Consider the following 15,606-nt stretch of genomic DNA (forward strand, 5'->3'; position numbering starts at 1 on the left):
AGACTAAGAACGCCACGTCCTGTGGCAACGTCTTTGTAACCCACATCCTGTGGGCCTCAACTAACAATCAGCGGGGATGAAGCCCCCACTGATTGAAGTTTCACTTTATGTTACAATACGAGTAAAAGCCTTTCATGGAGGAACGGAATATGCCTGATTGGTCGTATCATGGACTTTTTAAACCTATTTTATCTCGCGTTTCCCCCTATCAATCCCGGGAATTTATCCACAGGGGAATGAATTTGATTGCCTCCATTCCAGGTGGACATCGTCTCATTCATTTTCTTGGTAGAGAGGAATCTTCTGAACTCGTAAAAAAAGAAATTCATGGCGTAACCTATCCAAATCCAATTGGACTTTCCGGAAAAATTGACCCGCTTATAACAGGTTCAAACGCTTTTTCAAATCTTGGGTTTGGTTTTATTGAAATTGGTCCGGTGACGCAAGAGCAGTCAATGGATTCGTCTCCTCCGATTGTGGATTGGCAAAAACAAAAAATTGAGTTTTCCTCAAACTATGAATCAATCGGAATTGAAAAAACGGTGCAAAAGCTTAAAAAGTGGAGTCCAAAACAGCCTGTCTGGGCAAGATTGGCCGGAACAATAGAAGAACAACAGGAGTTAATTGCAAAATTAGAGCCATATGTTGCCGGATTTGTAACAAGTGCTCCGAATCTTAATTGGACAACCAACCGTCCCGTTTATCTTTCTGTTCCGGTCGAAAAAATAAAAGCTCTATCTCTTGATCGCACTCAATCTACTTTTTCTGGTATCGTGATCGATGAACTAATGTGTATGCCAAATGATCACTATTTGGGAAAATTACTAGATTCCATTCATTTTTTAAGAGAAAATGGCTATACACTTCCAATCATCACGGTAGGTGGCATCTATGAGCCAGCCAATGCTCTTGCCCTTTTTGCTGCTGGGACTGACCTTGTTCTGCTTTCAGAAGGCTATGTTTTTTCAGGTCCTGGGCTTACAAAAAGAATAAATGAAGCCCTCTTACACCAACTTCAACCAAATCCTCCACTACATCCAGCGTGGATTTGGTATTGGTTGTTTGGATTGTCTATATTGATTGGGGGCGTAATTGCTGTTCTTTTTAGCTTGACGACAATTATTCTTCCTTATGATGAGCAGTTTCTTGAAATGCGAAGAGAAGAAATCCTCTTGTTTAATGAACGGATTCTTTATTTTATGGCACATGATCGGATGACACTGGCCGGGACAATGATTTCCGGTGGAATCGTCTATATGGCTTTAGCACATTTCGGAGTTCGAATGCATATTCTGTGGGCCAAGCAGGCAATCGACCTTGGCGCCATTCTTGGGTTTTTAGGGATTTTTTTATTTATTGGATACGGATATTTTGATTGGCTACATCTTATATTTTGGCTCATTTTATTACCAATCTATCTAACTGGTTTTATTAAAACAAGACATCTCAAAGGGACACCAACATCACTTAATATCCGTAATCATCTGGTTTGGAAACAAAGTTTAATAGGACAATTAGCCTTTGTCATCCTTGGATTTTCATTTGTGTTGGGCGGTATTGTGATCTCTTTTATCGGCATAACAAATGTGTTTGTGCCAACTGACATTCTATATATTTGTATGCCACCTGAAATACTTGATTTGTTTAATGATAAATTAATCTCAGTGATAGCTCATGACCGCGCGGGTTTTGGAAGTGCCCTTCTTAGTGTTGGATTTTTAGTGTTAACCATTTCCCTTTGGGGATTTCAGCAAGGGAATAAATGGGTTTGGTGGACTCTGCTTATTGGTGGATTTCCTGCCTTTTTTGCGGGAATATGGATCCATTTTGCAATTGGATATACGACTTTTATTCATCTACTTCCCGCATATTTTGCCTTATGTTTGTTTTTCATTGGACTTGTGATGACGCACAGATTTTTTCATATGAGTGAGGATAATTAAAAGATATAAAAAGGAACAAGGCGTCACTTTTAATGACCGCCTTGTTTTCCTCTTGTACCCGTTATGGAACATTAAATTGACAAATCAAGTGATAAAAACTCAGGCAACTGTTGTTCACGCTTATCAAGCACTATTTGTTCTGGCTTGATGCCCACCTCACGCAGTACTTCAATGTTCTGCACAAGGAATTCATCGCTTCCAACTACATAGTAGAGCCCATCTTTGTCTACAGCAAGATTTTTCACTTCATCATAATAGTCATTACGGTTATCGACGAACTGTGCCGTGAACTTCTTGTCAGGTGTGGATTTAAAAATGTTCGTGAATAAGAAATCTTTTGATGAATCGATGTTCAGGGAATGAATTTGATTGACGTTGTCAGCACGCTCAAGGTATTCAAGTACAAGCGGTCTGAAAGTTGCCAGGCCGACTCCTGATGAAAGCAGGTAAATATTTTTATCTTCCCTTTTAAGCGGTACGTTCGAATGAGTTTTAAATATTGCAACCTCATTGCCAACTTCAAGATTTCTTAAAATCGATTTAAACTCAGAGCACTTCTCTCTGATGCGTGTTGTGATACCGATTGCATTTTCATGCGGTAGAGTAGAGATTGACATATGGCGCACCAAGCTTTTGTTTGGTTTATCTCCAGCATTAAAACCTTCAAGTCCGAAGTGGGTGTGGGAACCTTCTTCCCATGTAAAGTTTTCAGGACAGTCGAGAAGGTATGTTTTAACCTCATGGGTTTCCTCAATAATCTTATTTATTTTAGTCCAGTATATTTGCATTGTATATTCTCCTCACTCCATTATATGGATTGTTACTACTTAGTATACAATAAATGATAACGATTCTCAATTAACAAGATTAATTATTTCAGATAATTTATGTGATTTAAATAAGTCGTACTTTGCAAGTATTTCTTTTTTTCTTGGCAAGTCTTTTATTATCCAAAATAATATTGGGAGATCAAATGAATGAATTCTTTCTCAAGTTCCCCTTTCTTTTTTACAAGAATATACGTTGAAACAGTAGGGAGTTTGACGAGGTCGAAATATGGTTGCATTAGTCTTCCCTCTATTAACTCACGTTTAACAATTGAGTGAGGTAAGAACGATACTCCAAGGCCTTCTTGAACGAACCGCTTTACAATGTGTGCTTGTGTAACTTTCATCGTTCGGATATGATTTACGTGTTTGTTCAGCTTATTAAGCAAGTTATCCCAATATACTGGATGATGATGAGTAAATACATAATCTTTCTGTAATACTTCCGATGCGTCAATTGGCGGTCCACTTTCTTCATCATATATATCAGGTGAAACGACGAAAAGAATTGGGTCTTCGTACATTCGGATCGACTCGATATTCTTAAATTTAGCATCTAGTGCTGAAATTCCCAGATGCACGTCTCCGTTATCGACGAGTTGTTCAATACTATCGGATTCTTCCACTCGAATGCTGATTTCAACTTCTGGATGACTCTCCATAAACGTTCGTAAAATATATGGTAATATCGTCTCCGCCATAAGTGGTGATATAGCAATGGTCCAGTTTTTACGAAATCCTTGTGCATATGTATGAATCCTATTTACGCTTTTTTCCATTTGTTCGACTAGTTGCTTTGCCTCTATATAAAATAGTTTACCAGTATCGGTTAATGTAACACGGTTCTTCATTCGATCAAAAAGCTTCGTACCAAGGTATTCCTCTAAGAGTCGGATATGGACGGTCACACTTGGTTGAGAAATGATTAGTTTTTCCGATGCTTTTCGAAAATTAGTTGTTTCTGCTGCTACGATAAATGTTTTCAACCACTGAAACTCCACAAAATCCCTCCATACTTAATTAAATAAAATAATCATTTTAATACAAAATATTCAATTTATTTAATCATACAACAACACTATACTAAAGAAAAGGAGGTAAAATCAGAATGTTTAAAAAAGGACTAAAAGATGTTGTGGCCGTTCAAACGAATATAGCTTCTATCGAAGGAGATTTAGGGGAATTACGCTACAGAGGTGTTTTAATAGACGAACTTATCCCATCTTATTTGTTTGAAGAAGTTGCATATTTTATTTGGCACGGAGTTTTACCAGACGAAAATGAGCTAAGAAATTTGGAGAGTAAATTAATAATTAGTAGACAGTTACCTCCCCATGTTCTAGCAATCATCGATGCTTTGCCAGAAGAGGTACCATTGATGGATGCTGTACGTACAGTTATTTCCGCATTTGCACATAATTCCTTTTCTAATGCTCCTATCGAAGAGCAAGCAATAATACTTACTGGAGCAATTCCAGTAATCGTAGCAAAACATTACCGAAAACAACAAGGTTTACCTACCGTCAACCCTAATCCTAATTTGTCACACATAGCTAATTACTTATGGATGCTAAATGGGGAGCTCCCAAACGACCTACAAGTTGGGGCACTTGAAACGTATCTGAAATTAACAATGGAACACGGATTGAATGCAGCTACGTTTTCTGCCCGTGTAACAATTTCGACAGAATCAGACTTAACTGCGGCTATCACATCTGCAATTGGTACAATGAAAGGCCCTTTGCATGGGGGTGCCCCTTCAGGAGTTCTTGAGTTACTTGAGGAAATTGGAAATCAAGAAAATATCTTTCCAATTATCCAAGAGAAGCTCCAGAATGGAGAAAAAATAATGGGTTTTGGACACAGAATCTATAAGACAGAAGATCCCCGTTCCATTCTTTTGAGAGATAAATGTTCCAGTATGGTCGGAGAAGATAAGTGGTTAGACTTAGCAGTTGTAGCTGAAAAGGAAATAATCGATTTACTCGCAAAGCATAAGCCTGGTCGTGAACTTTATACAAACGTCGAGTATTATGCAGCTGCAATTATGCGTTCTATTGAAATGCCTCCAGAACTATTTACACCGACGTTCTGCGTCGCGAGGATAATCGGTTGGACTGCACATGCAATAGAGCAGCTGCAAGATAATTCTATTTTCCGCCCTGAGTCAGAATATATAGGAACAAAAATCTAAATTAATCGGTTCATAAAAGAACTAACCATATTAGAGTAAACGATATTTAAGGCCCGAAAAGAATATATATTCATTTTGGGCTTTTTCTTAACAATATCTGAAATACTAAACTTGTATATTTCTATGAATACTTCATACCATTAGTTGTTAAAGAACTTAGTTTTTATTTGTATGAAAAAACTGCCCATTGGCCTCTTCTACTAAAATATGAATTACTTACTAATATTCACTTTCAATCGCTCTTATTCGGTCAAACAATTCCAGATTCACAGGAGTTTGAACATCTTGTTTCTTCCCAAACTCTAAGACAGTCCCACTAAACAAATCGACTTCACTATTACGCCGTGCTTCGACATCTTGAGCCATTGATGGTTTTCCGTTTGGACCTAATGTACTTAATACCTGCAACCAATAGTTCAAATCTTCTTCTGTTAAATTCACCCCTTCTTTTTCTGAAAGTATAATCACTTCTTTCATAGCAGCAATCATCATATCTCTTGCAGGGCCATTTTTTTGAACTTCATTATAATTACTTTTAAAAACAGCTACCGTTTGGTTAACACCAACATTTAGCATGAATTTGCCCCATTGCCTTTTTGGCATATTTTGATCAACTTCATACGGAACACCGTATTTCTCGAAGAAGGCAGCAACCGCTTTTGTCTTTTCCGAAACAACTCCTGGTTCCTTGTCACCAATCACAAGCATTCCCATATTGTCATACGTCAGTTTATTTCCTACCTTTACTGCATCCATCCCTTGAGCAACACAATAAAGCACTTTATCCATACCATACGCTTCACCAATAATCGCTTCACTCGTGATGCCATTTAACGCTGATATAATAACAGTATTTTCACCTACATGATTTTTTACTGATCTTATGGCATCCTGTAGCCCATTAATTTTCACTGCAAAAATAATTAAATCTGCTGGTTCGCACAGTTCTTCTGGTGTGACATAATGAAAATCACAGCGTTCGCCACTACAATATACGCCATCTTTTTTATATCGTTCTACACGATTCTCATCAGCAATGATTCTAACATTTTCTTTCGGCAATCTTTTCGCAAGTTGATTCCCGAATAATATACCTAATGCACCGAGTCCAATAATTGAGACTGTTTTAATTTCCATAGTAAATCTCCAGCCCTTTCTATGTATTACTATTATAGTAACATGATTTTTAATTACAAATCCTTAAATAACAATAAAGAAGGGACAATCAAATTTTCGCAATTTGATGTCCCTTTTCTATTGTATCTTTATATTTTGTACTCACACATAGAACCCGTTATTCAAGGCCTGTTTCTTATTTTTCCATGTTTGCTACTAACCGACCAGTTACTTTATGATCTTCTAGCTTCTGAATACCTTCAGGAATCTCATCAAAAGTAATTTCAGTTATTTTAGGATTTACCTTACCGCTAGCAAACAATTCATATATTTCTTCAATATCCTGTTTGGTACCCCCGTTACTTCCAACAAGTGTTGCTTGTTTGGTGATCAATGAAGTAACATTTAGAGTTGTTTCTAGTTTACCCATTCCGACAAGGACCACTTTACCTTGGAAACCAATAGATTCTAAGGCTTCCCTAGTTGTTATATCAAATCCAGCAAAATCAATAATTACTTCAGGCTCAAATTGTGCAATTTCTTTTACATTTTCATAAGTTCCTGCAGCGCCTAGTTGTTTAGCTAATTCACGAGCATTTGGATTTAAATCAACTGCATAAACAGTAGCTCCTTTTGCGATAGCAGCTTCTAGAGCAATTTGACCTAATCCACCAATACCAATCATACCGACTGTCATACCTGCTTTTACTCCACCTTTAGTAAAAGTTGCATGATATGAAGTCATACCCGCATCGGTACCAGCAGCTGCCTGGGCAAATGAAACACCATCAGGAATCTTAACTAAGTCTTCTGCTGGCGCTAAAACTTTTGTACCAAAGCCCCCGTCATACGCATAACCTGGAGCCGCTTTACTTGGACCGGTGGGACAGATTGCCACTTTGTCACCAACTTGATAATCTGTTACACCTTCACCAACCTCACTAATAACACCTGCAACTTCGTGCCCCATAATAACAGGCAGTTCACCAAGTAATGTTTTCCAACCTGGGTCTCTTAAAACACCTACATCAGAGTGACAGAGTCCTCCCACCTTCACATCGATTACAACTTTACCGGCTACTGCCTTAGGATCTTCTTTTTCCACTAATTGTAAGGGTTCATTTGTTTCAACAAACTGCCAACCTTTCATATGTAATTCCTCCTTTTAAATAGCATATATCTATTATAAACCCAATTAAAATTATATTAGTGTAATTATTGTGACATTTCGTCTACATTTCTTTTTGTTCAAAACAAATAAGTGTGGGATATCATAGCAAATGATAATTAACAAAAATGGGACATCCAAATCGTCATTAATTTGGTGTCCCTTTTCTAATTTTTTTATATTTTATTTTAAAACAGAACCGTTTCTAAAGGACTCTTCTTTCTTATTTTTCTGTTTGCCAATCCTTTGCTAGCATGCCATATACCACATGGTCAACATAGTGATCGTAGAGCCACTCGCTTTGCCGAATCTCACCTTCATTCAAAAAGCCTAATCTTTCTGGAATAGATCTGCTTTTGTGATTTTCAGCTGCTGCACGAATTTCCACCCGATTTAGTTTTAAATGCTCAAAAGCATAGTCTGTTAATGCTTTTGCTACCCTTGTCATGATTCCATTTCCTTGGTATTGCTGACCAATCCAGTAACCGATATAGGCTATTTTATTGCTCCAATCAATTGAGTTGAAGCTTGCGACACCCACGATTTCGTTTTTATAGACTATAACGGTATGCATTCCTTTATTTTCTGCATAGCTTTTCCTGCACGAATCGATATATGCTTTTGTGTCCTCAACTTTTGTTGTCATATCGAGCCATGGTAGCCATTCTCTTAGGTATGGTCTTGACTCTTCAGTTAGTTCAAAAATTCGCTCGGCATCGCTTAACTCTGTTAATTTTAAGGACAATTCTTCGTTAATTTGGTATATAAACATAATTTTTTACTCCATTCCATTCTTTTACCATATTAACTTCTATCCTTTTGCTAAAAATCCTTCTAAATTTAGTCTGAAAAGCGTAAATCAACTAACGTGTTTATAGGGATATAGTGAACCTCCCCGAATTTATCGATGATATGCAATCTCCCCTGTAGATCATCATAGTGATGAATGGTGCCAAGAAGGAGTTTGTGGTGCTTCGCTTCATAATGCGTAACAATAATCTCTCTCCCCTCCTCCATCGCCTGACAAAGAACACCATTCATTTCTTCAATTTGTTGCTCATCTAGTTCTGGCTTTTGCTCAAACGTATCTTCTTCCGCCCAATCTCTAAGTATTTTCACATGCTCTGGCAGCATCATTGCTGTCCATTTGATTGCTCCCCGGTCCCGTATCATCCTTATTACCTTCTTTCTTCGTCTAGCTGCAGCACCTAGCCCCTCGAGGTCGCTTCACCCTTCCTGCGGCGGCAACAGCCTCCTTGTCAGGGTTCCAGCGCTTGTCGGGGCTGTTCAAGGTGCTTTTCGCTTTTGGAATTATTCTGCCTTATGTCCGCCGACGAGCTTACTGCGGAGTCTTGATGTTCCGGCATTTGTATAAGAAACTGCGCGCAGGATTGCATCTGAACCGTATTTTCCTCGGATGCCGTCCATTACGTAACCAAGCTTATGCTGCTTGACTCGATTAAGATAAAACAAATCCAATTGCATTTGTGTGTCATCCTCAATATTGGAAAGCGCAATTGAGATTTTGCGGACTGTTTTTTGGGCATAAAATTTCTCAAATAATTCCAGACAGACACGATACATTTCTATCGTAATATTTGTCGGAGTTTCAATCGTTTTCGACCGATAAAATCCTCCGCCGAACTCGTCCTGGCTATAATGAATTCCAAGGCTAATCGTTCTTCCTGCCTTTTGATGTCGACGTGCCCGCCTTGCTACCTCTTCACACATTTCAAGAATGACATGCTTCACTTCTTCCGGGTCCGGGTAATCACGCAACAAAATTTGGCTTTTCCCGAAGCTTACCTGCCCCTGCATAATCGGTGCACCTATTTCTGATAAATCAACACCCCACGCATGGTAATAAAGCTGATTACCCATCACTCCGAATTTTTTCTCAAGTAATTCAAGTGGGTAGTGGGCAAGCTGGCCGACAGTTGTAATTCCCATGCCATTTAAGGTTCGCTCTACCCTTCTCCCAATTCCCCACATTTCTCGTAGTGGCGACACGGACCATAGTTTTTCGGGGATATCATCATAGGTCCATTCCGCGATTCCTTTTTTCTTTGCATCTAAATCTAAGCATAGCTTTGCCATTAACATGTTAGGCCCAATGCCAATAGCACAGGTTAGACCATATTCAGCTTTAATCTCTTGCCTAATTTTACGTGCAATTGTTGTCGCGTCTCCCCATAATTTTTCAGTTCCATCAATCTTGATAAAACTCTCATCTACGCTATATACATGGATCGCGTTTTTTGGTACATACCGGTTAAAAAGTCTTGTAATTTCCGTTGAAATTCGTAAATACGTTGCCATTTTCGGGTTTACAATTTTAATCCGTGGATCCTTTGGGATTTCAAAGAGCCTAGATCCTGTTTTTATCCCAAATTCCTGCTTTAGCTTTGGTGAAGCTGCGAGCACAACACTTCCCTGGCGCTCTTTATCTCCAACGACTGCTAAATAGCACTCAAGTGGATCAAGGCCTAATAATACTGCCGCACAGCTCGCATAAAAGCTTTTTATATCCACGCATAAAATCTTTTGAACGGGCAACTGACTGTAATCCACCATCTAACATCATCTCCAAAAAGGAATATACGTTCGTATTATATTCTTAATCATAGGAGAATATACGTTCGATTTCAATGGGAATTTTAAGCAACATTTCAAAATGAACAAAAAAACCAAAACGCTGATTGCGAATTGGTTTTTTCGGTGTTATATAGACAATTGAAACGCCATAACAATAATCCCATCATTTGCCGGCTCAAAATCATAATGCGGCAAGCGCTCAAAGCCGTGTTTTGTATATAATTTAATCGCATTCTTCATGAACTCACCAGTATGTAATCTTAAAAAGGCGCCTGACCTAATAGCATTACCCCCACTATTAAATTACAAAATTATCTGTTAATATAAAAGGAAAAGGGTTGGGAAATTTGGGTAAGTTTGCCTATATAAGTGTGGTTTATTTTCTATTAGTCAGTATAGCAATACTAATCCAATCACTAAATTTCGGAATAGTAATCACTATCTTGGTTGGCTATGTATTAGTTAAGCAGAAACTCAAACTAAAATGGTTAAACCTTCAATTGTTTGGAATGATCATTGCTCTAGTTTATATTCTATTATCAAATAACCCCCTGTCACATTTTGGTTTATCATTCGGATCTCTTAATCAGGGTTGGTTCCATTATTTGGTAATTACCTTAGTTATGCTTTCGGTCCCAAGACTAATTGATTATCTACTAGTAGGAAAATTAACCTTCAAACCTATGAAACTACGAACGGCTTTATTTTGGATTGTCATCGTTGGCTTTGGGGAAGAAATAATGTTTCGAGGAATTATCCAAAGTGAATTTGGCTTTTGGGCAGCAACATTATCATTTGGTTTGTTTCACGCCTTTAATCTCTTAACAGTAGTAAATGAAAATACATACACCCTAAAACATTTGCTCAATGCATTTTATATTACCTTACTAACAGGTGCGGTTGGGGCTATACTTGGATATGTCTACTATTTAACTCAGTCAATTGTCGCAGTAGCGCTACTCCACGGATTAATGGATTTATGCAACCACTTATGGCCGCCACAAAAGAGGGAAGAATAAAAAAACCAAAACGCTTGGATGGGCGAATTGGTTTTTTTCTGTACTATATAGACAATCGAAACGTCATAACAATAATTCCATCATTTGCCGGCTCAAAATCATACTGCGGCAAACGCTCGAAGCCGTGTTTTGTATATAACTTAATCGCCTCTTTCATAAACTCACCAGTATGTAGTCCGATGAATTGGTGACTTTTTGCTTTTGTACGCTGAATGCACTCGTTAATTAAAGCTGAAGCGACACCCTTCCCACGTGCTTCTGGATCAACCGCAAGCATTCGTATTTCAGGATAATCTAACTCTTCCAACTCACCTTCATATGCATCTGTATTAGCGGGAAACAAGACTATGCTTCCTACAATTTTTTCATCAAGTTCACACACAATGAGATTGACACCGGTTTGACGATCAGCTTCAGACGAGATTGCTTGCTTAAGAGCCTGCCAATGGGCAGCTGGAATTACACTGGAATGCTCAAAATATGCAGCAACTCGTTGCTCACGTATAAAATCCAATTCATCCTGTTTGGCATCACGAATTTTCATATGTCTACACCTACCCTTGGATCAAGAACTTTTCTTTTTTCCCACTTAACTGCTCGCGGTTATGCTCGGACAGCCATACCGATTCGTCTGGTCCTTTAGGCAGAATATTCACTTCGCCTTTTGCAGTGTCAATGGTGATAGATAGGTGATAATGTCGCTTAATCGCAGCAAAATCAGTTGTTTCACCAAAGCCAGGAGTTTGATACAAGTCACGGGCATAGCCCCATAAATTTTTAAACTCACGGATTAAATTTCGATTCGTGCGAAAAGCAGAATAATAAGCAGCATCAAAGCGCACCAAGGTCGTATATAATCGCACATCGGAATCCGTAATAAAATCCCCAAATAAGAAGCGATGCTGAGACAAACGTTCCTCTAATTCATCCAATCTAGCAAACAACTGATCATAGGCTTGTTCATACGCCTCCTGCGACCGAGCAAATCCACATTTATACACACCGTTGTTTACACCATGAAAAATTACATCATTCAATGCATCAATATCTTCGCGCAGACCATTCGGATATAAATCAGGTGCATTTTCCTTATGGAATGGAGCCCAAACGGTTTCAAAATAATTGGTAAGCTTAAAATAGTCATTATTGACAGCTTTTTTGGTTTCAAGATCAACCATGACTGGAACAGTCGGTCTACCTGTATAATCTGGATCCGCCTGCTTGTAAACCTCACTCACATACTGAATATCTAAGACAGGGTCCACTCCATTTTCATCTAAGGAAAATTCCCAATCTACATGACCAATTCTTGGTCTTAAAGGACTTACAGTCCCTAAGCTTATCGCTTTTTCTAACCCAAGAATTTTACGAACAATCACAGAACGGTGTGCCCATGGACATGCAGCAGACCAAAGCAAGCGATAGCGCCCCGACTCAACAGTTAGTTCACCTGGCTGGTTTCCAAAGGGTGTCGTAAAGCGATTCGTTTGACGATTGAAAGATCCATCTGCTTTGATTTCTGCAGGTTTTTTTGACGAATCATTGTTCGATTGAACGGGAATCGCACAGCTAATTATCGAATCATTTTGTGACATGTTATTCTCTCCCTCAAATTGCTTCTATTTAATGCACAGTAATTCAATGTGTTTAATTATATTTACTCATTATCAAAATCATACGTCAAGAATTAATACTTAGATATTTAGACTTCTATAGGTGATAGTTTATCTGTCTATTACTTATTTGATTTCCTCAGCCAACTCCAAAATAATTCCCTCTGGACCACGAACGTAGCATAATTTATAACTTTCTTCATATTGCTGTATTTCACTAAAGATTTCTGTACCCTTCTTTTTCAATTTGCCAACAACAGATTCAATATCTTCAACAGTAAATGCAATATGACGGATGCCCAGTGTATTTGCAAAAGGTCGCTGAATATCTTTTTCATCTGACGGATTATAAAATTTGATTAACTCTAACCATGTCTGACCACCTGACGTTCCCATTCCTACACACGCAACTTTAACGTCATTAAGCCCAACTGCATATCCCATCAAGTCGCCTTCCATTTCCCATTCCCCTTTTACCTCAAGTCCTAAATCGAGAAAAAACTCTTTAGCGACAGATAGATCATTTACGATTACAGCCACGTGATCTATTCTTTGGATTTTCAAATTCATCCCTCCTATGTTCCTGTAATTTCACAATAGCCTAAATCAAATTCTAGTATTAACAACGGTACGATAAATATAATACGATACAAGCATTGCCACAGAAGAGCAGAACCTTTCTTCAACAGGCATAAATGGTTTACGGTATACCATTTATCGTTTTACGACTCCGTGATATACCGTTAGCATTGTCTGCAATTACTTACCCTACAATAAGCAGGATTTAACATTTAAAAACAACAAATACCCCTCGCAACAGGGGTATTGTCTAAAGTTATTTCTTAAAAAACGCCTTGCGCCCCACTTTTTCAACAAGTCGAGGGAACAGGGTATAAAACATACTGCCAGCATTCATCCAGCCTGGCAAATTAATTTCGCGTTTTGGAGTTAGCATGGAATTTACAATCTTTGAAGCAACAACATCTGGATCCAGCATAAAACGATTTACATTTTTCGCATATGTACCAGACTCATCTGCTATATCGAAAAAACGTGTTCGAATCGGTCCTGGATTGACAGCTGTTACATGGATGTTTGTGGTTGAAAGCTCCATCCGTAAACTATTGGTAAACCCGAGAACCGCATGCTTTGAAGCAGCATAAACACTTGATTTAGGTGTTGCAATTTTCCCTGCCTGTGAAGCAATATTAATAATATGACCTGAGCTTTGTTCAATCATTGTTGGCAATACCATTTTTGTGCATGCAATGAGTCCAAACACATTTACCTCAAACATCGCCTTCATTTGCTCTATTTTTGCGTCCACAACATTAGCAAACACACCAAACCCGGCATTATTCACAAGAACATCTACTGTTTTTACGTTACGTAAAATGTCATTAAACACTTCTTTTACATTGTCAGTATCACCAACATCTAGCTTATAAAACAGGCAATCTATGCTGTATTTTTCTTGAATGTTCTGTGCTATTTTTTCTAACTGCCCATAACTTCGAGCTAACAGTATCGGGGATGCCCCCTGCTCAGCAACAAGATAGGCAATTTTTTCACCAAGTCCACCGGAAGCCCCAGTAATGACAACCGTTTTTCCTTTTAGTCTTGAATTCATACGACCTTTTTCACCTCAGGAATTATTTTGCATGGTACATATATTGTCCGTTCACTACTTCTATCTTAATTTCACCCATTTCTTCAAGGAAGTCAAGCTGTCCAACTGTTTCAGAGACCGTAAAGAGAGGCTGTTTCAAATACACTCTCGGGAATAATCTAGTACATACTTCAAAAGCAGTCATTGGCTTTTTCTTAATCATTTCCAAAACATAATATGCCCGCTCTTTTTGTGCTACGAATCTTTCTTTAATAAGATCATGAGCATTCACAATATCGTCTCCATGCCCTGTCACAACGTTAGAGATGTTAAGTGTTTGAAGTCTTCTCAAGGAATTATTATATTGAATTAATGGTCTTGGTCTAGATGTTTCACCAAATTGTGGTGGCTCAAGCAATGGGTTTGGTGAGATTTTTGCTAGAAGGGTATCTCCCGCAATCAGCATTCCGTCCTCTTCTCGATACAGAACAATATGACTTTGCGCATGTCCAGGCGTCTCCAACACCTTAAAGCCTGTTAACCCCGCAATTGTATCTCCTTCCCCAACCGTTGTTGTTAGCGACCTACGGCAAGAATATTCAAGTTCTTCATCAATATCAATTAACGTTACAAATGCTGGGTCAAGTCCTAATTGAGTAAAAAGCTCTTTATAAAACGGTTCATTATCGTTAAAAAATTGCTTATCCTGACTAATCCATGGCTGATTTTTTGGATGTCCGATAATAGGGATATCCTTATTAAAATAATCAAGAAGTCCGACGTGGTCAGGATGATGATGAGTGATCACGATTTGTTCGATGTCAGATGGCTTATAGCCTAACTGCGCAAGCTGCTCATTGAAGGACTGCCAAGCTTCCTCCGTTTTTGCTCCCGCATCAATTAAGGTTAAGGCGTCTCCCTTAACAACATATACGTTCACATCCCCGACAGCAAAAGGTGTGGGCAAGGTAATTTTAAAAACATCCTTCGTGGTGGTAAGTTTACTCATATAAATCTCCTTTGTACTATATCCATAAAATTTCGTTACATTTATCTACTATTAGTTTACCTTTTCATCCTCGTTTTGTCATTATATTCAAATAATATATCTGTTATGTAAACATAATTGGGCTTATTTTTAAAAAATATGTCCTTGACATCCCGCTTAAATCATTGCATAATGACTATCAATATAAAATTCGTAAAGGCATTGATTAGGACTAGTAAATCATGCAATGGCGAAAAGAGAATGAGATCCATCGGCTGAAAGATCTCAAGCCCGCTTCTTGATTGAACCTACCTATGAGCTGTTAGGAAAACCTAACCGTTTCACCCACGATACGGGTTCGAGTTGAACATCGAAAAATCATTTTTTAGATGTTAAGTAAGGTGGTACCGCGGATAGTAGACCTATTCCGTCCTTTAACAAGGATGGAATAGGTCTTTTTATTTTATTCAGTCGGGGTTCAACCCGACTGAATAAAATAAGCCTCCAGCGGATGTCACGATTTTTCAGAGGAAA

The 15,606-nt window shown here is 38.4% G+C and carries 15 protein-coding genes and 1 other annotated feature; of the genes, 3 read left to right on the forward strand and 12 right to left on the reverse strand.

Features of this window, described 5'->3' with window-relative positions; all coding sequences use genetic code 11:
• The first annotated feature begins 149 nt into the window (after positions 1-149).
• Complete coding sequence (locus V7112_RS03515) at positions 150-1,943, forward strand: dihydroorotate dehydrogenase (RefSeq protein ID WP_335415516.1); 1,794 nt, start codon at positions 150-152, stop codon at positions 1,941-1,943.
• A gap of 71 nt (positions 1,944-2,014) precedes the next feature.
• On the opposite strand, the gene V7112_RS03520 is transcribed toward V7112_RS03515, so the two are convergent.
• The gene (locus tag V7112_RS03520; protein ID WP_335415519.1) at positions 2,015-2,731 is read right to left on the reverse strand and encodes a dihydropteridine reductase; all 717 of its coding nucleotides are present in this window, start codon (positions 2,729-2,731) and stop codon (positions 2,015-2,017) included.
• A gap of 158 nt (positions 2,732-2,889) precedes the next feature.
• Positions 2,890-3,771: a LysR family transcriptional regulator gene (locus V7112_RS03525; protein WP_335415522.1), complete on the reverse strand. Its 882-nt coding sequence runs from the start codon at positions 3,769-3,771 to the stop codon at positions 2,890-2,892.
• Positions 3,772-3,878: 107 nt separating this feature from the next.
• Between V7112_RS03525 and V7112_RS03530 the strand changes: the two genes are divergently transcribed.
• Positions 3,879-4,964: a citrate synthase/methylcitrate synthase gene (locus V7112_RS03530; protein ID WP_335415524.1), complete on the forward strand. Its 1,086-nt coding sequence runs from the start codon at positions 3,879-3,881 to the stop codon at positions 4,962-4,964.
• Between the two features lie 219 nt (positions 4,965-5,183).
• Here the strand turns inward: V7112_RS03530 and V7112_RS03535 are convergent, their stop codons facing one another.
• The 5 genes from V7112_RS03535 to V7112_RS03555 form a co-directional block, all read right to left on the reverse strand.
• The gene (locus V7112_RS03535; RefSeq protein ID WP_335415527.1) at positions 5,184-6,101 is read right to left on the reverse strand and encodes a ketopantoate reductase family protein; all 918 of its coding nucleotides are present in this window, start codon (positions 6,099-6,101) and stop codon (positions 5,184-5,186) included.
• A 175-nt stretch (positions 6,102-6,276) separates the two neighbouring features.
• The gene (locus V7112_RS03540; RefSeq protein WP_335415530.1) at positions 6,277-7,230 is read right to left on the reverse strand and encodes a zinc-binding dehydrogenase; all 954 of its coding nucleotides are present in this window, start codon (positions 7,228-7,230) and stop codon (positions 6,277-6,279) included.
• A gap of 241 nt (positions 7,231-7,471) precedes the next feature.
• Positions 7,472-8,020, reverse strand: a complete 549-nt coding sequence (locus tag V7112_RS03545; protein ID WP_335415532.1) for a GNAT family N-acetyltransferase — start codon at positions 8,018-8,020, stop codon at positions 7,472-7,474.
• A 68-nt stretch (positions 8,021-8,088) separates the two neighbouring features.
• Positions 8,089-8,421: a YolD-like family protein gene (locus tag V7112_RS03550; protein WP_335415535.1), complete on the reverse strand. Its 333-nt coding sequence runs from the start codon at positions 8,419-8,421 to the stop codon at positions 8,089-8,091.
• A gap of 138 nt (positions 8,422-8,559) precedes the next feature.
• Positions 8,560-9,822, reverse strand: coding sequence for a DinB/UmuC family translesion DNA polymerase (locus V7112_RS03555; protein WP_335415537.1), 1,263 nt, complete (start codon positions 9,820-9,822; stop codon positions 8,560-8,562).
• Between the two features lie 368 nt (positions 9,823-10,190).
• On the opposite strand from V7112_RS03555, the gene V7112_RS03560 reads away from it, so the two are divergent.
• Positions 10,191-10,862 carry a CPBP family intramembrane glutamic endopeptidase gene (locus tag V7112_RS03560; RefSeq protein ID WP_335415539.1) on the forward strand — a complete coding sequence of 224 codons (672 nt, stop codon included), beginning with the start codon at positions 10,191-10,193 and terminating at the stop codon, positions 10,860-10,862.
• Between the two features lie 43 nt (positions 10,863-10,905).
• On the opposite strand, the gene V7112_RS03565 is transcribed toward V7112_RS03560, so the two are convergent.
• From V7112_RS03565 to V7112_RS03585, 5 genes are all read right to left on the reverse strand, one after another.
• Complete coding sequence (locus V7112_RS03565) at positions 10,906-11,406, reverse strand: GNAT family N-acetyltransferase (RefSeq protein ID WP_335415543.1); 501 nt, start codon at positions 11,404-11,406, stop codon at positions 10,906-10,908.
• Positions 11,407-11,416: 10 nt separating this feature from the next.
• Entirely contained in the window at positions 11,417-12,457 is a 1,041-nt protein-coding gene (locus V7112_RS03570; protein ID WP_335415546.1) for a glutathione S-transferase family protein, read from the reverse strand.
• 144 nt (positions 12,458-12,601) lie between these two features.
• Positions 12,602-13,039 (reverse strand): VOC family protein, encoded by a 438-nt coding sequence (locus V7112_RS03575; protein WP_335415549.1) that lies wholly within the window; start codon positions 13,037-13,039, stop codon positions 12,602-12,604.
• Between the two features lie 271 nt (positions 13,040-13,310).
• A complete protein-coding gene (locus tag V7112_RS03580; RefSeq protein ID WP_335415552.1) occupies positions 13,311-14,105 on the reverse strand; it encodes an SDR family NAD(P)-dependent oxidoreductase in 795 nt (264 codons plus the stop codon).
• 22 nt (positions 14,106-14,127) lie between these two features.
• Positions 14,128-15,093, reverse strand: a complete 966-nt coding sequence (locus V7112_RS03585) for an MBL fold metallo-hydrolase (RefSeq protein ID WP_335415555.1) — start codon at positions 15,091-15,093, stop codon at positions 14,128-14,130.
• 192 nt (positions 15,094-15,285) lie between these two features.
• Positions 15,286-15,510 (forward strand) — a binding site (T-box leader).
• The last annotated feature ends 96 nt before the right edge of the window (positions 15,511-15,606 follow it).

Source organism: Bacillus sp. JJ1566 (assembly GCF_036962685.1).
In the GTDB taxonomy this organism is placed as follows: domain Bacteria; phylum Bacillota; class Bacilli; order Bacillales; family Bacillaceae_L; genus Ferdinandcohnia.